Source organism: Helicobacter acinonychis (assembly GCF_900461455.1).
In the GTDB taxonomy this organism is placed as follows: Bacteria; Campylobacterota; Campylobacteria; order Campylobacterales; family Helicobacteraceae; genus Helicobacter; species Helicobacter acinonychis.
On record NZ_UGIA01000001.1, the window covers coordinates 427,015 to 449,045 of the forward strand.

Below are 22,031 nucleotides of genomic sequence, written 5' to 3' on the forward strand. Positions count from 1 at the left end.
AAGGTATGAACCATCTTTTAATCCTTTATAACCCTTACTATCAAAAAGATGTTATCCAACAATATTTAAGTATTTTGCAAGAAAAATCCCAAGTGGGCTTTGGCAAGATCAAATCAAAACTCAACAATCAAGAAAGGCAGCACTCCTTATTAGAAGAGATCTACAAAGCCACCAATGAAGAAAATTTTTTGCAACTTTTTTTGAGCGATTACGCTAATTTATTTGTCGCTAAGGTAATAAGAGTTTCTAAAGATATTGATGAGAGTTTGATCCCTAGCTATTATAAAGAAAAAAATTTGGAAGTGGAAGACTTTTTCATTATCAGCGATTTAAGAGAATTGGTCAGGGAAGATTTTAGCCTTTTAAGGGATAAATTTTTAGCCAATTTTATCACGCCAAACAACCACACCTATGCCATTTATAGGAATAATTACATTTATCCTTTGCCGGTGAGATTAAAAGAAGAGCGTTCTTATTTTTTAGGGGACGAAAAGCATTATCTGAGCGTGTGTAAAAGCAAAGAATATTTAGCCATGCAAGAAAATTTCATGCACTTTGTTTTTGGCAAAAGGCTTTTTTACCTTTTACACCCTGATAGCATCAATAATATCATTCATGCAGAATTAGAGCTTTTACAAAGCCAAAACGATTTTTTGAATGATTTTACAAGCATTATAGTTAAATACTCTAAAATATTAGAATATGAAATTTATATTTTTGCTAAAAAAGTTCTTTTAAAAGCGTGCGAAAAAGATCCCAACCTTTATGATTTAACTTATCAAGTCCAAGGGCAATTTTTTACGCTTAAAGATTTTTTTACTAAAAAGCCTAATCTTGGGAGCATTAAATTCCTACTCAAACACAAAAAAGTCCAATGCCATTTAGAAGAAAGCTTAAACAAATTCATCAATTCTTTTTTTCAAAAAAGCCTAAGTCTCATTCAAAATATCCGCAATGAAGCCGTTCATACAAAAGTTCCAAGTTTGAATGAAGTTGAAAAAGTAAGGAATGAAATTTTAAGCATAGAGGGTGTGAGCTTACTAAAAAGCATTTTAACCCATAAGGAAATTTCATGAAAGAATGCGATCAATTAAGCATACATTGAGTGTAAATTTTATAGTGCAAGATTTTAAAGCTTATTTAGAGCCCTTAAGAGAGGGTAAAAATTTATTGGGTTTTTCAGGTGGGGTGGATTCTACTTGCTTGTTTCATCTTTTAGTTAAAGAAAATATCGCCTTTGACATCGCGTTAGTGGATTATAACACGCAAAAACAACGCCTTGAAATCATCAAACACGCTCAAAAACTCGCAAAAACACACCATAAAAAATGCTATATCCATTACGCTCAAAAAATCACGCATGATTTTGAAATGCAAGCGAGAAAAATCCGTTATGATTTTTTTGAAACCCTAATCAGAGAGCATTCTTACAAGCATTTGATTTTAGCGCACCACTTGAATGACAGGCTAGAATGGTTTTTGATGCAATTAAGCAAGGGAGCTGGGTTGAACACGCTTTTAAGCTTTCAAGCTTATGAAAAAAGAGGGTTTTATGCGATTGTGCGTCCCTTACTCTACACCTCTAAAGACATTCTTAAAACGCTCGCTAAAGATATGAAATTTTTTGAAGACTTTTCTAATTATTCTTTGAAATTCAAACGCAATTTTTTTAGAAAACATTACGCCAATTCCTTAATGCAATATTATTCCAAAGGCATTATCCAAAGTTTTAAATTTTTGGATCAAGAAAAAGAGCGGCTTTACCCTTTGACCCCCTTTTCACAAATGCATGGGATCATTTTTTTTAAATATTCACAAAACGCGCTTTTTATAGTGGATAAAATCTTAAAACAAAAGGGGTATGTGTTGAGTTTTTCTCAAAAAGAAGAAATCAAACGCCATTTTTTTAGTTTAGAAATCGCTCAAAAATTCATCATTGAAAAGGATAAAGAGCATGTCTTTATCGCCCTTAAACCCCAACAAACTTTAAGCATGCCAAAGGATTTTAAAGACAAAGCTAGGAGATTGAATATCCCTAAACGCTTACGGTCTATTTTATACACAGAGTTTTTAAAACAACCAACGCATGATTTTTTAATCCGTTTTAAACAGAGTTTAGAAAAGATTTAAAGCTTTGTTTTATGAGCGTTGGTTATCAAAAATACTAAAAGCGTTCTTTAAATAAACATCAAAGAGCTTGCGTGAGCGAATGATAGCTTTTTAAAAGCGCTTTTACAACTTTTAGGTCAAACAAACTCAAAAGATTGATAACAATGACTTAATAATGACATATAAACTGCGCCATATCCACCAAACGATTAGAATACCCCCATTCATTATCATACCACCCCATGATTTTTACCATATTCTCTAGCGTGAAAGTCAAATCAGGCGCGACAATAACGCTACTAGGATTAGAAATAAAATCAGAGCTAACCCTTTTTTTCAAATCTATCTCTAACACGCCTTTTAAAGCCCCTTTTGAAGCTTCAATCAATAAATCATTGATTGACTCTTTAGGAGCTTTTTTTTCTAAAAACAAACTTAAATCTATCATGGAAACATCAAGGCTAGGCACTCTTACGCTATGCCCATGCATTTTATTTTTGAGATTGGGTAAAACTTTATGCAAGGCTAGAGCGGCTTTAGTGCTTGTGGGGATAATGTTGCTTGCAGCCGCTCTAGAGCGTCGTTTGTCTAAGGGGTGGGCTAGATCAATGAGTTTTTGATCGCTCGTGTAGCTATGAACGGTTGTTAGCATGCCTTCTTTAATACTAAAAGCTTTATCTAAAATCGCGCAAATGGGTGCGATTGCATTAGTTGTGCAAGAGGCGTTAGAAACAATTGCTTGGTTTTGATAAAGAAAATGATTGATGCCATACACTAAAGTAGGGTATTGTTTTTCATCGTATTCGCCGATAAAGGGGGCGGATAAAAGAATCTTTTTAGCCCCAAGCAAAAGGTAATTTTCTAACATTTTAGGCTCTAAAAACTTCCCTGAACACTCTATGATAACATCCACACCTTTTAAGTCTTTGATACTATTAAAAATAGGGATTTCTAGCGAGCCGATAATAAGCTTACCATTAGAGTAACGCGCTTCTTTATTAAGTAGCCCATGCGTGCTGTCATGCTCTAAAAGATAAGCCAAAATTTCCCAATTAGCAGGGTCGTTGATACCCACCACTTCTAAAGGGTGGTTTGTGTCGTTGCGCTCTAAAATAGCTCTTAAAACGCATCGCCCAATGCGGCCAAATCCATTGATAAAAATTTTCATCGTAACTATTATCCTATTTTCAGACTTCAATTTCAATTTTTAGGGGGTTTTGTTTGGTATTTTACTACATTTTGTGTTATTATATTGGACCTTCATAGGGTTAAATTAAATTGTTCATTTTGAGTTAAAATTTCAAGGAGTAAGACATGGCATTGTATGACAGAGTGAATTCTCGTAGTGCGTATGCAGAAGATTCTTTGTTGCATGAAAGCGAGTTGGTGGGTTTTGTCAAAACGACTTATAAGTTCTTTGCAGGTAGTTTGTTGTTAGCGACCATTGGGGCGTTATTGGGTTTAATGAATTTTCAAACCGTAGTGCAGTATAAATGGGCGTTTTTTATCGCTGAAATTGTGGCGTTTTTTGGCTTGATGTTTTCTAAATCCAAACCTGGGTTGAATTTATTCATGCTCTTTGCTTTCACTTCATTATCAGGGGTTACTTTAGTTCCTTTGCTTGGTATGGTGATTGCAAAAGCTGGTTTAGGGGCGATCTGGCAAGCTTTAGGCATGACGACTATTGTTTTTGGTTTGATGAGCGTGTATGCTCTTAAGACTAAAAACGACTTAGCGAATATGGGTAAAATGCTCTTTATCGCTTTGATTGTGGTGGTGGTGTGTTCGCTCATTAACTTGTTTTTGGGTAGTCCTATGTTTCAAGTTGTCATTGCGGGAGCGAGTGCGATTTTATTCAGTCTTTATATCGCTTACGACACTCAAAACATCGTTAAAGGCATGTATGATAGCCCCATTGATGCGGCGGTGAGTTTGTATTTAGACTTTTTGAATGTCTTTATTTCTATCTTGCAAATCATTGGTATTTTTTCAGACAGAGACAAATAGTTTGAAAAAATAGGGGGGGATATAACGCAAAAACCCAACTTAAAAATATTTTAAATATTGATAACACTTCGTTTTATATTCTTTTTTAAGGATTGATCATGCCTAAACGCACCGATATTTCTAATATTCTACTGATAGGCTCAGGTCCTATTATGATTGGGCAAGCTTGCGAATTTGACTATTCAGGGACTCAAAGCTGTAAGACCTTAAAATCTTTAGGTTATAGGGTGATCTTAATCAATTCTAATCCAGCCACTGTGATGACTGACCCTGAATTTTCTCATAAGACTTATGTCCAGCCCATCACCCCAGAAAATATCGCCACTATCATTAAAAAAGAAAAGATTGACGCCATTTTACCCACAATGGGTGGACAGACCGCTTTGAATGTGGTCATGCAAATGCATCAAAAGGGCATGTTAGAAGGCGTGGAGCTTTTAGGGGCTAAGATTGAAGCGATTAAAAAAGGCGAAGACAGGCAAGCGTTCAAAGAAGCGATGTTAAAAATCGGAATGGATTTGCCTAAAGGGCGTTACGCTTATAGCGAGTTAGAAGCCCTAGAAGCTATTAATGAAATTGGCTTTCCAGCCATGATTAGAGCGAGTTTCACTCTAGCCGGTGGGGGGAGTGGGGTCGCTTATAATATTGAAGAGTTTCAAGAATTAGCTAAAAACGCCCTAGACGCTTCGCCCATCAATGAAATTTTGATTGAAGAGTCCTTGTTAGGGTGGAAAGAATATGAAATGGAAGTCATACGAGACGGCAAGGATAATTGCATTATTGTGTGCTGTATTGAAAATATTGACCCCATGGGCATTCATACCGGCGATAGTATCACCATCGCTCCAAGTCTCACACTCACCGATAAAGAATACCAACGCATGCGCGATGCGAGCTTTGCGATTTTAAGAGAAATTGGCGTGGATACGGGTGGGAGTAATGTGCAATTTGCGATCCATCCAGAGACTTTGAGAATGGTTGTGATTGAAATGAATCCACGAGTGAGCCGTAGCTCCGCTCTAGCGTCAAAAGCGACCGGTTTTCCTATTGCAAAAGTGGCTACCATGCTTGCGGTGGGCTTTAGTTTAGATGAAATCAAAAACGATATTACCAACACTCCGGCGAGTTTTGAGCCTAGTTTGGATTATATTGTGGTCAAAATCCCTCGCTTTGCGTTTGAAAAATTTGCCGGTGTTTCTAGCACTTTAGGGACTTCTATGAAAAGCATTGGCGAAGTGATGGCAATAGGGGGGAATTTCTTAGAAGCTTTACAAAAAGCGTTATGCTCTTTGGAAAACAATTGGCTAGGGTTTGAGTCTTTAAGTAAAGACTTAGAAACCATAAAAAAGGAAATCCGCCGACCTAATTTCAAGCGCTTGCTCTATATCGCTGATGCGTTCAGGTTGGGCATTTCTGTTGATGAAGTTTTTGAATTATGCCAGATTGATAGGTGGTTTTTATCTCAAATTCAAAAGCTAGTAGGAGTGGAAGAGAGCATTAATTCTAGCGTTTTAACGGACGCAACAAAAATGAGAGGGCTTAAAAATTTAGGCTTTAGCGATGCAAGGATTGCTGCTAAAATCAAAGAAAATGAAAGTTTGGAAGTGAGCCCTTTTGAAGTGGAATTGGCTAGAATCACCCTACAAATCACGCCCAATTTTGAAGAAGTGGATACTTGTGCAGCGGAGTTTTTATCGCTTACGCCTTATTTGTATTCCACCTATGCCCCTAACCCTTTGCCCCCCATTTTAAAAAATAAAGAAAATAAAGAAAATAAAGAAAATAAAGAAAATAAAGAAAATAAAGAAAATAAAGAAAATAAAGAAAATAAAATCCTAATCATAGGCTCTGGTCCTAATCGCATTGGTCAAGGCATTGAATTTGATTATTGTTGCGTGCATGCAAGCTTTGCTTTAAAAGATTTAAACATTAAAAGTATCATGCTTAATTGCAATCCAGAAACCGTTAGCACGGATTATGATACAAGCGATACGCTCTATTTTGAACCCATTCATTTTGAGTGCGTGAAAACCATCATTCAAAGAGAACAAGTAGATGGCATTATCGTGCATTTTGGGGGACAAACCCCTTTAAAACTCGCTAAAGATTTAGCCAAAATGCAAGCACCTATTATTGGCACGCCTTTTAAAGTGATTGACATTGCTGAAGATAGAGAAAAATTTTCTCTCTTTTTAAAAGATCTTGATATTAAGCAGCCTGAAAATGGCATGGCTAAAAATATTGATGAAGCTTATAGCATTGCTAATTTAATTGGTTTCCCTATCATTGTGCGCCCTAGTTATGTGTTAGGGGGGCAACACATGCAAATTTTAGAAAATATTGAAGAATTGCACCATTATTTAGAAAGCGTGACGCATTCTTTAGAAATTAGCCCTAAAAATCCCCTTCTCATTGATAAGTTTTTAGAAAAAGCGATTGAATTAGATGTAGATGCTATTTGCGATAAAAAAGAGGTCTATGTTGCAGGCATTTTACAACATATTGAAGAGGCGGGTATCCATTCAGGCGATTCCGCTTGCTTTATCCCTTCCAATCTAAGCCCTAAAATTTTAGATGAAATTGAACAAGTGAGTGCGAAAATCGCTTTGCATTTAGGCGTAGTGGGGCTATTGAATATCCAATTTGCTGTGTATAAAAATGCACTTTACTTGATTGAAGTCAATCCTAGAGCTAGCAGGACCGTGCCCTTTTTAAGTAAGGCTTTAGGCGTTCCTTTAGCCAAAGTAGCGACTAGGGTTATGGTGTTAGAAGACTTGAAAGAAGCCCTTAAGTTTTATGATAAAAAAAATATAGTAGAGTATTCTAATGGCATTTATAAGCCTAAAATACCCCATTTTGTGGCTTTAAAAGAAGCGGTTTTCCCTTTTAATAAACTTTATGGATCGGATCTGATTTTAGGGCCTGAGATGAAAAGCACCGGCGAAGTGATGGGGATTGCTCGATCGTTAGGGCTTGCTTTTTTCAAGGCACAAACGGCTTGCTTTAACCCGATTAAAAACAAGGGGCTTATTTTTGTCTCTATTAAAGATAAGGACAAAGAAGAAGCGTGTGTTTTAATGAAGCGCTTGGTCCAATTAGGATTTGAATTGTGCGCCACAGAAGGCACACATAAAGCTTTAGAAAAAGCTAGGGTAAAGTCTTTAAAAGTGCTTAAAATCTCTGAAGGCCGTCCCAATATCATGGACTTAATGATGAATGGGGAAATCAGCATGGCTATCAACACAAGCGATCACAAATCTCAAGATGACGCCAAACTCATTCGCGCTTCTGTGCTTAAAAACCATGTAAGTTATTTCACGACTTTAAGCGCGATAGAAGTCTTGCTTTTAGCCCTCGAAGAAAGCCCTGAAGAAGATGCACTATTGGCCTTGCAAGATTATTTAAAATAATTTGATGGCGTTCGTGTATTTAGCCCAAAGCGATACCACTATCGGCTTGCTTTCTAAAGATAGCGAGCAACTCAACGCTCTAAAGAAGCGCCCTAAAAATAAAAGCGTTTTAATAGAAAGCGCTGATTTTAGAACTTTAAAAAGCTTGGTGCGTGCACCCAATGCTTTTAAAAATCTCATTAGAAGAAGCGCTAAAACCACTTTTATTTATCCTAATTTAAACGCCGTTCGTGTGATTAGGGGTAGGCATGGGGATTTTTTAAAGCGTTTTAAAACGCTTTATAGCACTTCAGCTAACCTCACTCAATGCACTTATGATAAAGAGATCGCTTCCAATCTCGCTGATGTCATTGTGAGCGATGAAAGGGGTTTGTTTGAAAGCTCTAGTTCTAAAATATTCAAACTCTATAAAAATAAAAAAGTTAGAATAAGGTAGGATTTTTTTATTAAGCGTTAATCATGAAAATTAAAACATGAAAATTAAGAAACGCTAAAAGGTGTCTTTTACAATTAGCGCTCTCTATACAGAAAAAATCTCTCTCTAAAATTGCATATTTACTGACCATAACACTTTTTTAGCTATAATAAAAAGCCGTTGTTTTTTAAAAAACAATAATTATTATAAATAGGATTTTAAGAATGAACGATAAGCGTTTTAGAAAATATTGTAGTTTTTCTATTTTTTTGTCCTTATTAGGAATGTTTGAAGCAGAAGCTAAAGAAGAAAAAGAAGAAAGAAAGACAGAAAGAAAAAAAGATAAAAAGGAGAATACCCAACACACTCTAGGCAAAGTTACCACTCAAGCGGTCAAAATCTTTAATTACAACAACCAAACAACTATTTCAAGTAAAGAATTAGAGAGAAGACAAGCCAACCAAATCAGCGATATGTTTAGGAGAAACCCTAATATCAATGTAGGTGGTGGTGCGGTCATGGCGCAAAAAATTTATGTGCGCGGTATTGAAGACAGACTGACTAGGGTTACGGTAGATGGCGCAGCACAAATGGGTGCTAGCTATGGGCATCAAGGCAATACGATTATTGACCCCGGAATGCTTAAAAGCGTGGTGGTCACTAAAGGAGCGGCTCAAGCGAGCGCGGGGCCTATGGCTTTAATTGGTGCGATTAAAATGGAGACTAAAAGCGCGAATGATTTTATCCCTAGAGGTAAAGACTATGCGATGAGTGGGGCTGCAACTTTTTTAACCAACTTTGGGGATAGAGAAACCGTTATGGGCGCTTATCGTAATAATCATTTTGATGTGCTTTTGTATTACACGCATCAAAATATTTTTTATTATCGTGATGGGGATAACGCCACAAAAGATCTTTTCAAGCCCAAAGAAAGCAATAAGGTTTCAGGAAGCCCTAGCGAGCAAAACAATGTGATGGCTAAAATCAATGGTTATTTAAGCGAAAGAGATATCCTAACGCTTAGTTATAACATGACTAGAGATAACGCTAATCGCCCTTTAAGAGCGAATTTTACAGGCACTTTTTTACCCTATTCTTGCGGTGATTTTAACGCTTTCCCTAACGAGAAAAACCCTAGCGATTGTTTGTTTGAAAATGACGCCAGCTTGTTTAAAACTTATAGCGTCAATTTAGTGCATAATGTGAGTTTGAATTATGAAAGAGAAGGGGGGAGTCGTTTTGGCGATCCTAAATTAAAGATCAATGGTTATACGAGCATTAGGAATGTCAAAATTGACCCTCTTTTTAGGTCTACTGATATAGCGACCATAATTTCTTTTACGCCAAACCCACAACTCTCTCAAGGAGAAGAAAACAGATGCGTGGCGCAAGGAGGTATTTATGACGCCATTAAACAAACTTGTGCTATTACTTTTAAAAGCCTTGGAGGCGGTTCTGTCGTCGCTAATAAGGATTTATTTATCATCAATTCCGGATTTAATGCGAATGTGATCCATACCATAGACCATAAAAATGACAATCTTTTTGAATATGGGTTGAATTATCAAAATTTAACCACTTTTGATAAGGCGATCCCTAATAGCGAATTGGTCAAACCGGGCGATGCCCCTGATGCTTGCTTAAGAGTTACAGGACCCAATGATCCCAACATGAATGGGCGCTGCCAAAGGAATGGCGCTACGGCGAATGTGATTGGGGTGTATGCACAAGCGAACTACACTTTGCACCCTATGGTCACTTTAGGGGCGGGGACTCGTTATGATGTCTATACTTTAATGGATAAAGACTGGCAATTGCATGTCACTCAAGGGTTTAGCCCTAGTGCGGCTTTAAATGTCTCGCCTTTAGAGGATTTGAATTTTAGGCTTTCTTATGCGTATGTCACTAGAGGTCCTATGCCTGGAGGCTTGGTGTGGATGCGTCAAGACAATTTGCGTTATAACCGAAATTTAAAGCCAGAAATTGGGCAAAATGTGGAATTTAACACTGAATATAGCAGTAAGTATTTTGATTTTAGAGCTGCTGGTTTTGTCCAGTTGATCTCTAATTATATCAATCAATTTTCTTCAACGCTTTTTGTGACTAACTTGCCCCCAAAAGATATTATTTATGTGCCGGGCTATGAAGTTTCAGGGACGGCTAAGTATAAGGGTTTTTCTTTAGGCTTGAGCGTGGCGCGATCATGGCCTTCTTTAAGAAAGCATTTGATCGCTGATGTGTATGAATTGGCTGCCACGGTGGGTAATGTGTTTATTTTAACGGCAAGCTATACGGTCCCACGCATTGGGCTTAGTATCACTTGGCTTTCACGCTTTGTGACCGATTTAGATTATTGCTCTTATAGCCCTTATCGTAACGGCCCTACGGATATTGACAGACGGCCTAGCAATTGCCCTAAAACGCCTGGGATTTTCCATGTGCATAAGCCCGGTTATGGGGTGAGCAGTTTTTTTATCACTTACAAGCCCACTTACAAAAAACTTGAAGGGTTGAGCTTGAACGCTGTTTTTAACAATGTTTTTAACAAACAATACATCGATCAAGCAAGCCCAGTGATGAGCCCTGATGAACCCAATCAAGACAAATACGCAAGGGGCATGGCAGAGCCTGGCTTTAACGCTAGATTTGAAATCGCTTATAAGTTTTAAAAGTAGCAAATATGTGGTTTTAATGCTTATAACTTTAAACTCATTGATAATAAAGGGATTGTTTTTTATAAAAAAATGAAACGAATAAAAAAATAAAAAACAGGATCTCTTAATTTTATGGGTTTTTAATTTTAGGCATGGTTTAATTTTAGGCATGGTTTAATTTTAGGCATGGTTTAATTTTAGGCATGGGCATGGGTAGTTTAATGAAAAAATGTTTTTTTACTTCTTTTTTATCGCTTTTATCTTGTTTGTTTTATGACATGCAGGCTTTGGATTACCAGTTCAATGGTCGCATGGAAAACTTTTCTAAAATTGGTTTTAACAATTCTCAAATCAACACCAAAAAAGGGATTTATCCTACTGAAAGTTTTGTAGATATTGTGGGCATGGCGCAAATCAAAGTGAATTTGCTCCCAAAAAATACCGAAAATCATAAGCTCTATGCTTCTTTAGGAGGCACGCTTGCCGCTATTGCTTACGATAAGACTAAATACGATATTGACCAGGCGAATGGGAAAGTTTTTGGCTCTATTGTAGAAAATTTCATTGGGGGTTATCATGGGTATTTTTTTAATAAATACCTTGGTCCCGCTTATTCTGGAAACTCCCAATCTGCAAGCTATCATGCAAGACCTTATGTGCTAGATACCGCTTTTTTGCAATACGATTATAAAGATATTGTTGGGTTTAAGGCAGGGCGCTATGAAGCGAATATTGATTTTATGAGCGGATCCAATCAAGGGTGGGAAGTGTATTATCAGCCCTATAAGACTGAAACGCAAAGATTAAGATTTTGGTGGTGGAGTTCTTATGGTAGGGGTTTGGCGTTCAATTCTTGGGTTTATGAATTTTATGCAACAGTGCCTTATTTAAAAAAAGGAGGCAACCCCAACAACAGCAACGATTTCATCAATTATGGTTGGCATGGGATCACTACGACTTATTCTTATAAAGGTTTAGACGCTCAATTTTTTTATTATTTTTCCCCTAAAACTTATAACGCTCCTGGTTTCAAACTGGTTTATGACACGAATAGAAATTTTGGCGGCGTAGGTTTTCGTTCTCAAAGCATGATAATGACAACTTTTCCTTTGTATTATAAAGGGTGGTATAACCCAAAGACAAAAACTTACAGCATACAAGACAGCACACCGCATGGCTCGTTGTTAGGGAAAAATGGCGTCACTTTAAATATCCGCCAAATTTTTTGGTGGGATAATTATAACTGGTCCATTGGTCTTTATAACACTTTTGGGAATTCGGACGCTTTTTTAGGCTCTCACACGATGCCAAAAGGTAATAACACTTCTTATGTTGATAATGATATTGGAGTTAGTGTAAAGCATGCTGGAATGATTGGCTATGATTTTTGGGATAATACGGCTTATGATGGGTTGGCAGATGCGATCACTAACGCGGACACTTTCACTTTTTACACTTCTGTTGGTGGGATTTATAAGCGTTTTGCATGGCATGTTTTTGGGCGCATCTCTCATGCAAATAAGAATGCGTTAGGGCAAGTGGGGAGGGCTAATGAATATTCCTTGCAATTCAATGCGAGCTATGCGTTCAGTGAAGTCGTTCTCCTTAACTTTAGGATCACTTATTATGGAGCAAAAATCAATAAAGGCTATCAAGTAGGGTATTTTGGAGCACCCAAATTCAACGATCCTGGTGGTGATTTTAGTGCGAATTACCAGGATAGGAGCTATATGATGACCAATCTTACGCTGAAGTTTTGATTTTTAATAAAATAACAGCGGATTAAAAAATGCTCAAAGGCATTTTTTAAAGACTAAAGAGTTGAAGCAAGCGATCACTTTGCTTTAAATCTCTTTTTATTGTCTCCTGCCAAAAGTGATCCCATAAACTTCATTCCTAATTTGAAACAAGGGATCAATAGGGGCTTCTACGCCTTTAGGGAGATCGGCTGGGAAATACACATCTTTATTACAGCCCATCCCTTCGTATTCTTTAACTTTCAATGTCCCCACCAATAATTCCTTGTGTTTGCCTTTCCAAAGCACGGTCGTGTCGTTAGTGGCATCATTTTTATTTGCAAGCACCAAATACATTTTATATTCTATGGGTTTAGTTTTAAGGTGTTGTTGGAATGCAGAGAGCAGATAATTTGAATCTTTTTGTTTTAATTCTTGGGGGTTAAGGTATTTAACGCCATCGGTTGGCACAAATTTCCATCTCATAGGCAATAATTTCCCTTTTTTGTCTTTAAACCTGAACGCATGGACGCTATAATAAGGCGTGTTAGCCACGCTTGAGCTAATCCCTATGGTTTTTGTGTAAGCGGTAAAATTTTTATAAGAGGGGACTTCTTCATAAAGCTTTTTGATTTTTGCTTCATCTACTTTTCCGTTTTGTGGGATTCTCATCGCAAAAAATTGAGCGAATTCTTCAGGGTTTTTGGCGAAATTGATTTCTGTATTAAGCATCACCATTGTCCAACTAGCGTTTTGATTTTCTAGTTTTAACGCCATTCCCCTGACTTTGCTTTTATCGTCCATCGCCACGCCCCCTAAAGAATACCTTACAGACGCAGGGATTTCTTTTTCATCAAGTAAGGGCACATCTAAATCGTTCTTTATGGCTTGATTAGGGAGAAAAATCCCTTTAGCGCAAAACCCTTTAGTGTGGTTGATCTTCATTTTTGGCTCTTTGGCGTTGAGCTTGTAGAAAATATCTGCAATCTCTTCAGCACTCACTTCATGGGCTTTTAAAAATCCCAAACTAAAAATTAAACCTAAACTCAAACAAATTTTTTTCATTCTTTAACTCCGTTGTTTTGATATTTTTATTATATTAATAAATTTCTTATTTTAGTCTCAAAAAGCCTTTTTTCAATATCTTATAAAATTTTAAAAAGGATTATCCTATCCATATTGCATGCTATGAGCAAGCTTTTAATGGCAAGCTTGGGTTTTAAATTTGTGATTTTTAAGAAAAATTAGCTTGATTTTTAGCTAATTCTATGTTCTTTTATGCTAAAATCTTTTTTACAGAGTAATTTATCTGATTAGGTAAAGTAAGGAAAAAGGAATGAAATTAAAAAAACGAAAAGTTGCTACCGCATTGCTCAAGCGTTTGACACTACCGCTATTATTTACGACGGGTTCGTTAGGAGCAATCACTTACGAGGTGCATGGGGATTTTATTAACTTCTCTAAAGTGGGTTTTAACCACTCGCCTATCAACCCCGTTAAAGGTATTTATCCTACGGAGACTTTTGTCAATCTTACCGGTAAGATAGAGGGGTCTGTGCATTTGGGTAAGGGTTGGAGCGTGAATTTAGGCGGTGTTTTAGGCGGACAAGTTTATGATAGCACTAGATACGATAGATGGGCGAAAGATTTTACCCCTCCAAGCTATTGGGATAAAACTTCGTGTGGCACTGATTCTATGAGTCTTTGTATGAACGCAACTAAAATGTGGGAACAGCAAGGGCCAGGCGGTATTATTGACCCTAGAGGTATTGGCTATATGTATATGGGTGAGTGGAACGGCTTATTCCCTAACTATTATCCGGCTAACGCCTACTTGCCTGGGCATTCAAGACGCTACGAAGTTTATAAAGCGAATCTTACCTATGATAGCAGTAGGGTCCATATGGTAATGGGGCGCTTTGATGTTACCGAGCAAGAGCAAATGGATTGGATTTATCAATTGTTCCAAGGTTTTTATGGGACTTTCAAGCTTACTAAGAACATGAAATTCTTGCTCTTTAGCAGTTGGGGTCGTGGTATCGCTGATGGTCAGTGGCTATTCCCTATCTATCGTGAAAAGCCTTGGGGTATTCATAAGGCCGGTATCATTTATCGCCCTACAAAGAATTTATTGATCCACCCTTATGTGTATCTTATCCCAGAGGTAGGTACATTGCCCGGCGTTAAAATAGAATATGATACCAATCCTGATTTCAGAGGTATAGGCATTAGAAATAAAACGACTTTCTATGGATTGTATGACTATCGTTGGAATAATGCTGAATACGGTCGTTATGCACCCGCTCGTTATAACACTTGGGATCCATTCTTGGATAATGGTAAGTGGCGTGGGTTACAAGGACCTGGTGGTGCGACGCTCTTATTGCGCCACCACATAGACATTAACAACTACTTTATTGTTGGAGGTGCTTATCTCAACATTGGTAACCCTAACATGAACTTAGGAACTTGGGGTAACCCTGTGGCTATTGATGGTATCGAACAATGGGTCGGTGGTATCTATAGCTTAGGTTTTGCAGGGATTGACAACATTACCGATGCGGACGCATTCACCGAGTATGTTAAAGGTGGGGGCAAGCATGGTAAGTTTAGTTGGAGCGTTTATCAGCGCTTCACGACCGCACCAAGGGCTTTGGAATATGGTATTGGTATGTATTTAGACTATCAGTTTAGCAAACGCATCAAAGCAGGTCTCAAACTCGTATGGTTAACTTTCCAAATCCGTGCAGGCTACAACCCTGGGACCGGTTTCCTTGGGCCAAATGGTCAGCCGCTCAACTTGAATAATGGTTTGTTTGAGTCTTCAGCGTTCGCACAAGGTCCTCAAAACATGGGTGGTATTGCAAAAAGCATTACCCAGGATAGAAGCCATTTGATGACGCATATCAGTTATAGTTTCTAAGAGGGTTCTCTATCCCTTAGATATGATTTTTGTATTTTTTGGTTTAGTATCTTTAGGAGTAGGGCTTTGAAAAACAAAAAGTATTTTTCTTACTCCTTCTCTTTTTTACTGCTTTCTAGTCTCTTTTTTTCCAAACTTCAAGCTTACAATTTCAACATGAGCATCACTGGAAAAGTGAGCAGCTACACCAAGTATGGCTTTAACGACCAAAGATACCAACCCTCTAAAGACATTTACCCCACAGGTAGCTACACTTCTTTACTGGGCGAATTGAATTTGAGCATGGGTTTATACAAGGGTTTGAGAGCGGAAGTAGGGGGCATGATGGCAGCACTTCCCTATGACTCCACCGCCTATCAAGGCAACAATATCCCTAATGGACAGCCTGGCTCTAGGACGGATCCTTTTGGTCCGGGTATCTTTTGGCAATACATTGGCTGGTATGCGGGGCATAGTGGTTTGCATGTGCAAAAACCTCGTTTGGCTATGGTGCATAACGCCTTTTTGAGCTACAACTACAAAAAAGATAAATTCAGTTTGGGTGTGAAAGGGGGGCGCTATGAGGCTGAAGATTATGACTGGTTCACTTCTTATAGTCAAGGCGTTGAGGGTTTTATCAAATACAAAGACACTAAATTGAGAGTGATGTATTCAGACGCTAGGGCTTCAGCGTCAAGCGATTGGTTTTGGTATTTTGGGCGTTACTATACGAGCGGTAAGGCTCTAATGATTGCAGATTTAAAATACGAAAAAAATGGTTTGAAAATCAACCCTTATTTTTATGCGATCTTTCAAAGGATGTATGCACCAGGCATCAATGTCACTTATGATACCAACCCTAATTTTAATAATAAGGGTTTTCGTTTTGTAGGCACTTTTGTGGGGCTTTTCCCAATTTTTGTCACCCCGGCTGATCAAAACGATATAATCCTCTTCCAACAAGTGCCATTGGGTAAGAGTGGGCAAACTTATTTTTTCCGCACCCGTTTTTATTATAACAAGTGGCAATTTGGGGGCAGTGTCTATAAAAATATCGGTAACGCTAATGGCGATATAGGTATTTATGGGGATCCTTTGGGGTATAATATTTGGACGAATAGTATTTATGACGCAGAAATCAACAATATCGTTGGCGCTGATGTGATCGATGGCTTTGCTTATGTGGGATCGAGTTATAAAGGGCTTAGCTGGAAAATTTTAGGCCGTTGGACTGACAGCCCAAGGGCTGATGAAAGGAGTCTTGCACTCTTTTTGAGCTATTTTTCTAACCGCTATAATATTAGACTGGATTTAAAACTAGAATATTATGGCAATATCACCAAAAAAGGCTATTGTATTGGGTATTGTGGCATGTATGTCCCGGCTGATCCTAATGGGCCTGGCACACAGCCTTTAACGCACAATGTGTATTCTGATAGAAGCCATTTGATGTTTACCATTACTTATGGTTTTAGGGTTTATTAAAGCGTTTTTATCAGTTTTTGATGGGTTTTTCACAGGCTTCATTTTTTTAAAAAAATGATAAAATACTGAATACAAGATTTTAAACTAAAGGAAAACCATGAAAAAAGCCCTTTTACTCTCTCTCGTTTTGGCTCCACGCTGAAAAAATGGATCTTATTTTGGTTTAGGAGAAGGCGTTTTACAAAGTCAAGCGATCGTGAGCGAGAGGGGTCTTGCACAAAACACCTTAAATGAAGCGATTAGTAGTGCAAAACAACTCCCTATAACAGGTCCAAAACTCATCAAAATCATCACGCAAGGCAAAAAGCTCCAAAAAAAATTTTAAAAGCAATGTAGCATCGACAAAAGAAAAAAGCAAGTCCAAGAAATGTGGTAGGATAACTCTCTTTGTGTGGGGTTTTCACTAAAAAGCCCCTAAAGTAGGCTTTTTGCGAAAGATTTTTGTAATTTTTTCAAAATTTCAAAAATAAAATAAAAATTTCATTTTTATTTTTAGAAAATGCAAAAAATTTTTGAAAAATTTTTTTGAAAGATAGAAAATTTTTTTAAGACAGAAAGAAAAATATATGCAAAATAAAAAATTAAAACACAAAAAATTTTAAAAAACAAACTAGATATTTCATAAAAAATAGCACAACAACAACCAAAGAGCAAGATTATTTTTTAAGCTTTGTTACACTAGAATACTCACACAAAATCTCTGCACCGCATCAAACTACAACAAGGACAAAAGATGAAAAGCCTAGAAAAATTAAAAGAAGAATACAAAAAAGAATTTGATGAGCTAAAAGAAAATGGCATCATAGAAACAGAGAACGCCCAGTTTTTAAAAACGCTCACAGACAGAGCCTTAAACACACAAGAGCTAATCAAAATCAAAGCACTAGGCACAAGGTATCAACGCACTGGCTTTCACTTTGATGTGAGATTTGAAATCGCTGGCGACAACACCATAAAATATTTTAAAAAAAATAATTCACTTAGCTTTGATAATGGTGGCATCAAGCACAAACTCATCATCGGCGACAACTACAATGCCATAAATAATTTACTCATTCAATACAGAAAACAAATCAAAGTCATCTACATAGATCCACCTTATGGTAAGGATAGCATGGGTGAGAGCGCACAGACAAACTACACAAACGCAATAAAAAGAGATAACCTACTCACCATGCTTTACAATAGACTTCAACTTGCCAAACAACTTTTAAAAGATGATGGCGTGATTTTTTGTAGCATAGATGATAGAAATCATGCTTATGTTAAGTGTCTTTTTGATGAGGTTTTTGGTGAGGCGAATTTTATTTTTGCAATTCCTAGGATTGTCAAAAAAGGTGGTAAAAGTTCGACAACAATTCAAAAAAAATCATGATTATGTATTAGCTTATGTAAAAAACATAGAAGCTATGGACAATTTTGAACTTGATGAAAGAGATGATGAAAGTTTTACGCTAGAAGATGAATTCGTAGAAGAGCGTGGCAAATATAAATTAACTCAAGCATTAGATTATAGCTCATTACAATATTCTAAAAATATGGATTATCCAATAGAAATTAATGGGCAAACTTTTTATGCTGGTTCAAATTATGAAAATTTTTTAGCAAGAAAAGCTGGAAATCATGGGCAAACTGATTGGGTTTGGCGATGGTCTAAATCTGCATTTGAGTGGGGGTTAAAAAATGGATTTGTTGTAGTTAGAAATAATAGAATATATACCAAAACATACGAAGAAATGTAGAAAGAAAAATGGAAAGAATGAAATTGAATTTGTTAATGGAAAACCTTTTACAACATTATCTTTGCTAGAAAATGAAAACTCAAATGATAGCGCAAAAAAAGTTTTAGATAGCATTTTAGCTGTAGGAAATACCAGCGCTCCTTTTAAAAATCCAAAACCAGTTACATTAATAATAAATTTGTTAAAAATGATTAAAACAGATGAAAACGATATAATCCTAGACTTCTTTGCTGGCAGTGGTACAACAGGACACGCAGTGCTTGAATTAAACAGACAAGATGGTGGCAATAGACAATTTATATTAGCCACAAACAACGAAATAACAGAGATGAATCCAAATGGCATAGCTTATGATGTCACCACTAAAAGATTAAAAAGAGTAATGGATGGCAAGTGCTATGATGGCGACAAAAGCTACAAGTGGATTGAAAATAATGCGCCTTATGGCGATAGCCTAGAAGTAGTAGAGATAGCCCAAATTCCAAATACCGATGAGAATATATTTGACAGAATAGATGAAAGTCTATACGGACTCCCTCCCTTTTCAGATATAAATGACAAAATAGACTGGATTTGTGAAAACTTCGAAAAAACTTGCCAAAAAGAGATAGAAAATGACTGATGAAATAAACGAACTACAACACAACCTAGTTCAAGATCTATTGTCGCTATTTCTTACTGATATTAAAACCATAGGCGTAAAAGCACCAACTGGCAGTGGTAAAACTCACATGATGGCTATGCTTATGCATGAGTTATTAAGCAAGGATGATAAATATATATTTTTAATCTCTAGCCTTTCAAAGGGCGATTTAGCCGAGCAATGTTACAATAGCTTTATGAAAAATAGCGACTATTATTTTAAATCCATAAAGCCATATCTAATCTCAACTGGCAATGAAAACAAGAAAAATACAGAATATAGCATACAAATAGACTGGGGGTATAATGCTTATGTATTGCCAACTAATCAATTTACAGATGCATCTAGGATAAAAAAAGAGAGCGCACTGCTAGCATTCCTTGAAAAATGCAAAAGGGAAAAGAAAGAGATAGTGCTAATTAGAGATGAAAGCCACATAGCGACAAACAAAATCAATGCACTTCAAAGCTATTTTGTTAAAACAATTAACTTCTCAGCCACGCCAAAAAACGATGAATACGACTTAATCCTAAAAGAGAGCGATGCCGTAGATGCAAAGTTAATTAAAAGAGTCGAATACATAGACAATAAAGGCGAGCTAGAATACGAACTAACAAAGGCGCTAAAGCACTTTAAAGATAAGATAAAACCAACTTATGAAAAATACAATATCAACCCTGCTTTTATAGTGCAAATTTCAAATGCAACGCAAGGGGCTGAAGAGTTTGAAAAAATAGTCAAAATAGTAGAAGACCAAGGCTTGCAGTGGGCTAGTTTTGTGAGTGATGAAAAGAAATATGAAGCCAACAACGCCCTTATCAAGACAAAAAATAAAAAAATTTGGCGAGAGCTAATCAAGCAGCCAAATTATCCAATAGATGTAATTATCTTTAAAATGGTAATCACAGAAGGCTTTGACATACCTAGGGCGTGCGTGCTTTATCAAGTAAGGGATACGCATTCTGTGACACTTGATGAGCAAGTAATCGGCAGGGTAAGGCGAAATCCTTATCTGAAAGAATTTGATAAGCTAGATAAGAACACGCAAGAGCATTTTAGCAAGGCTTATGTTTATGGAGTAAAGCCTAGCGAAAATATCTCTAGGGGCAAACAAGAGATAAGACTTAGGGGCAAATTTTTAGGCAATGAGATAATCAAAGAATTTGCACCTTTTAAATCCGTAACTTTAGCCGAAGTAGCCATGAGCGATATTGATATTAGCAAGTGCATAAAGCGAGAATTAGCAGATAACAAAAACATCTTTGAAGCATACAGAGAGCTAAACAAATGCGATAGTATCGTTAAAAAAGCACGCAGGGAGTTTGTGAGTGATGCCAAAAAATGGTTTGATTTTACAAGCAATTTAGAGAAGATAAAAGAAGAGCTAAGGTCAGTGGTAGAAGACTACGATAAATACGGAAAAATGGTTGAAATTACCGATGGCTTGAGAAACAATGTGTATGCCTTTATGGATTTAAATGGCAATACTTTCAATGCAGATAACACAATATGGACTGATGATAAAGATGATGAGTTTCACCACGATAGCCAATCCGAGCTTGAATGGTTTAAGCTTTTAAACAAAATCAAGAAAAAGTGTTGCAAGAGTATAATAATTGATGAAGAGCAAATATATTTGCTAGGCAAGAACTATATAGATGAGAACTCAAATGTCAAATTCGACTACTATCACAAATCTAAACACACAAGCTATCCAGATTTTATTTTTAAAGACAAAAAAGACATTATTCATATCTTTGAAGTAAAGGGTGTAAATGGCAATGGCAACGCTGAATTTGATACGGACAGATACAAAGATAAGGTAGAAAAGCTGAAAAAGGCTTATTTGTTTGCAAGCAAAAAGACTGGATATGTTTTTTACATACCAATTAAATCTAGCAACGATTGGCAAATTTGGAGTTGTGAAAATGGAGTTGAAAAAGCCATGATGAATGAAACTACCTTTAAAACATATATGCAAGACAGATGTTAAAATTAAAAGTGATATAGTTAAATAAAACTTAAAGTGCGGCATTTTGTTAAGGAAGTTTTGTTGTTTGAAATTATAGTTTTATTTAATGCTTATTAGTGCTTTGATAAGATTTTTGGTATTGTATTTTTATCCCATTATTTATTATTTCGGTTATTTTTTATTATTTTTTAATAATTTTTAAGAAAAACGCTCACAAGACAGACTGCTAAGCCCTAAAACAAACACTCATAAAAGTGAAATTTAAATCTTATTCGCCTAATCTGTGTTTGGGTTTTCTTTGAGTAGTGTTTCAAAAACAATTTAAAGCAAAGGACTTAAAATGAAAAATATCAAAAATGGCGATTTGATAACCATAGAGCAGTTGGAGTAAGAATTTGGCATATCAAAAAACACTCAAGCAAAGGCAAGAATGAAAGCAAATCAAGGTAAGGCAACCTCCATCCCCTTTTTTAAATACGGCAAAACCATACTTTATAGCAGAAAGGCGATAAATGAGTGGTTGAAAAATTTTGCTGTAAATTTTTAGTTTTAAGGCGAAATGCCCTTTAAATTTAGGGCGTTTTAAACATTGTGGATCTTTAAAAACAAGGGTAGAATTTTTAAGCCCAACAAAATGGCTTATGCTTAGGTTTTAAAGCTTAAATATGAGGTAAAATAGGGCAGTTTTTGGGGCAGTATTGAAAACTTAAATTAGAACACACAAAAAAATAGGCGGTGTGTCGGTTTAATGCTAGTTAGCCTCTAGCAACGCTCCTAATCTTGATAACCGCAGCTGCAATATAGATTTTTGGGCACTTGCTTTATCTTAATGGTTTCAATACGGATTTGCTGATTAATTGGAAGAACGATAAACTCTCTAGTGGGAGAAACTCCAACGACTTAAGAAGACTTAGTCAAACGCAAGGTGGGGGTGCAATTTTAGAAGATTTACAACG

General features: G+C 36.6%; 16 protein-coding genes. 14 read left to right on the plus strand and 2 right to left on the minus strand.

Features of this window, described 5'->3' with window-relative positions:
* Positions 1-5: 5 nt before the first annotated feature.
* Both DYI00_RS01955 and tilS read left to right on the plus strand, forming a co-directional pair.
* Positions 6-1,076 carry an HP0729 family protein gene (locus DYI00_RS01955; RefSeq protein WP_011577612.1) on the plus strand — a complete coding sequence of 357 codons (1,071 nt, stop codon included), beginning with the start codon at positions 6-8 and terminating at the stop codon, positions 1,074-1,076.
* A gap of 4 nt (positions 1,077-1,080) precedes the next feature.
* On the plus strand, positions 1,081-2,130 hold the full coding sequence (gene tilS / locus DYI00_RS01960) for a tRNA lysidine(34) synthetase TilS (protein WP_011577613.1): 1,050 nt from the start codon (positions 1,081-1,083) through the stop codon (positions 2,128-2,130).
* Positions 2,131-2,278: 148 nt separating this feature from the next.
* On the opposite strand, the gene gap is transcribed toward tilS, so the two are convergent.
* A complete protein-coding gene (gene gap / locus DYI00_RS01965) occupies positions 2,279-3,277 on the minus strand; it encodes a type I glyceraldehyde-3-phosphate dehydrogenase (RefSeq protein ID WP_011577614.1) in 999 nt (332 codons plus the stop codon).
* 146 nt (positions 3,278-3,423) lie between these two features.
* On the opposite strand from gap, the gene DYI00_RS01970 reads away from it, so the two are divergent.
* From DYI00_RS01970 to DYI00_RS01990, 5 genes are all read left to right on the plus strand, one after another.
* A complete protein-coding gene (locus DYI00_RS01970; RefSeq protein ID WP_011577615.1) occupies positions 3,424-4,116 on the plus strand; it encodes a Bax inhibitor-1/YccA family protein in 693 nt (230 codons plus the stop codon).
* A 98-nt stretch (positions 4,117-4,214) separates the two neighbouring features.
* Entirely contained in the window at positions 4,215-7,526 is a 3,312-nt protein-coding gene (gene carB / locus DYI00_RS01975) for a carbamoyl-phosphate synthase large subunit (protein WP_104709223.1), read from the plus strand.
* 4 nt (positions 7,527-7,530) lie between these two features.
* A complete protein-coding gene (locus tag DYI00_RS01980) occupies positions 7,531-7,962 on the plus strand; it encodes an L-threonylcarbamoyladenylate synthase (protein WP_011577617.1) in 432 nt (143 codons plus the stop codon).
* A 203-nt stretch (positions 7,963-8,165) separates the two neighbouring features.
* Positions 8,166-10,610 (plus strand): TonB-dependent receptor, encoded by a 2,445-nt coding sequence (locus DYI00_RS01985; protein WP_104709222.1) that lies wholly within the window; start codon positions 8,166-8,168, stop codon positions 10,608-10,610.
* Between the two features lie 206 nt (positions 10,611-10,816).
* On the plus strand, positions 10,817-12,355 hold the full coding sequence (locus tag DYI00_RS01990; RefSeq protein WP_011577619.1) for an outer membrane family protein: 1,539 nt from the start codon (positions 10,817-10,819) through the stop codon (positions 12,353-12,355).
* Between the two features lie 96 nt (positions 12,356-12,451).
* On the opposite strand, the gene DYI00_RS01995 is transcribed toward DYI00_RS01990, so the two are convergent.
* A complete protein-coding gene (locus DYI00_RS01995) occupies positions 12,452-13,396 on the minus strand; it encodes a catalase family peroxidase (protein ID WP_011577620.1) in 945 nt (314 codons plus the stop codon).
* Between the two features lie 271 nt (positions 13,397-13,667).
* On the opposite strand from DYI00_RS01995, the gene DYI00_RS02000 reads away from it, so the two are divergent.
* The 7 genes from DYI00_RS02000 (at position 13,668) to DYI00_RS02025 (ending at position 21,096) form a co-directional block, all read left to right on the plus strand.
* A complete protein-coding gene (locus tag DYI00_RS02000; RefSeq protein ID WP_011577621.1) occupies positions 13,668-15,254 on the plus strand; it encodes an outer membrane family protein in 1,587 nt (528 codons plus the stop codon).
* 66 nt (positions 15,255-15,320) lie between these two features.
* Entirely contained in the window at positions 15,321-16,718 is a 1,398-nt protein-coding gene (locus DYI00_RS02005) for an outer membrane family protein (protein WP_011577622.1), read from the plus strand.
* Between the two features lie 196 nt (positions 16,719-16,914).
* Positions 16,915-17,043, plus strand: coding sequence for a hypothetical protein (locus tag DYI00_RS08310; RefSeq protein ID WP_256594184.1), 129 nt, complete (start codon positions 16,915-16,917; stop codon positions 17,041-17,043).
* A 408-nt stretch (positions 17,044-17,451) separates the two neighbouring features.
* Complete coding sequence (locus tag DYI00_RS02010) at positions 17,452-18,093, plus strand: DNA methyltransferase (protein WP_011577625.1); 642 nt, start codon at positions 17,452-17,454, stop codon at positions 18,091-18,093.
* Positions 18,056-18,460 (plus strand): site-specific DNA-methyltransferase, encoded by a 405-nt coding sequence (locus DYI00_RS02015; protein ID WP_050711592.1) that lies wholly within the window; start codon positions 18,056-18,058, stop codon positions 18,458-18,460. The genes DYI00_RS02010 and DYI00_RS02015 overlap by 38 nt, the downstream gene beginning before the upstream one ends.
* 61 nt (positions 18,461-18,521) lie before the next feature.
* Positions 18,522-19,082, plus strand: a complete 561-nt coding sequence (locus DYI00_RS08700) for a DNA methyltransferase (RefSeq protein WP_011577626.1) — start codon at positions 18,522-18,524, stop codon at positions 19,080-19,082.
* The gene (locus DYI00_RS02025) at positions 19,075-21,096 is read left to right on the plus strand and encodes a DEAD/DEAH box helicase (RefSeq protein WP_011577627.1); all 2,022 of its coding nucleotides are present in this window, start codon (positions 19,075-19,077) and stop codon (positions 21,094-21,096) included. Before DYI00_RS08700 ends, DYI00_RS02025 begins: the two co-directional genes overlap by 8 nt.
* Positions 21,097-22,031: the final 935 nt, after the last annotated feature.

What these genes read in the sequence shown, in the direction of transcription:
- DYI00_RS01955 (WP_011577612.1), top strand. Translation starts at nt 6, where the DNA reads ATGAACCATCTTTTAATCCTTTATAACCCTTACTATCAAAAAGATGTT.
- tilS (WP_011577613.1), top strand. Translation starts at nt 1,081, where the DNA reads ATGCGATCAATTAAGCATACATTGAGTGTAAATTTTATAGTGCAAGAT.
- gap (WP_011577614.1), bottom strand. Translation starts at nt 3,277, where the DNA reads ATGAAAATTTTTATCAATGGATTTGGCCGCATTGGGCGATGCGTTTTA.
- DYI00_RS01970 (WP_011577615.1), top strand. Translation starts at nt 3,424, where the DNA reads ATGGCATTGTATGACAGAGTGAATTCTCGTAGTGCGTATGCAGAAGAT.
- carB (WP_104709223.1), top strand. Translation starts at nt 4,215, where the DNA reads ATGCCTAAACGCACCGATATTTCTAATATTCTACTGATAGGCTCAGGT.
- DYI00_RS01980 (WP_011577617.1), top strand. Translation starts at nt 7,531, where the DNA reads ATGGCGTTCGTGTATTTAGCCCAAAGCGATACCACTATCGGCTTGCTT.
- DYI00_RS01985 (WP_104709222.1), top strand. Translation starts at nt 8,166, where the DNA reads ATGAACGATAAGCGTTTTAGAAAATATTGTAGTTTTTCTATTTTTTTG.
- DYI00_RS01990 (WP_011577619.1), top strand. Translation starts at nt 10,817, where the DNA reads ATGAAAAAATGTTTTTTTACTTCTTTTTTATCGCTTTTATCTTGTTTG.
- DYI00_RS01995 (WP_011577620.1), bottom strand. Translation starts at nt 13,396, where the DNA reads ATGAAAAAAATTTGTTTGAGTTTAGGTTTAATTTTTAGTTTGGGATTT.
- DYI00_RS02000 (WP_011577621.1), top strand. Translation starts at nt 13,668, where the DNA reads ATGAAATTAAAAAAACGAAAAGTTGCTACCGCATTGCTCAAGCGTTTG.
- DYI00_RS02010 (WP_011577625.1), top strand. Translation starts at nt 17,452, where the DNA reads ATGAAAAGCCTAGAAAAATTAAAAGAAGAATACAAAAAAGAATTTGAT.
- DYI00_RS02025 (WP_011577627.1), top strand. Translation starts at nt 19,075, where the DNA reads ATGACTGATGAAATAAACGAACTACAACACAACCTAGTTCAAGATCTA.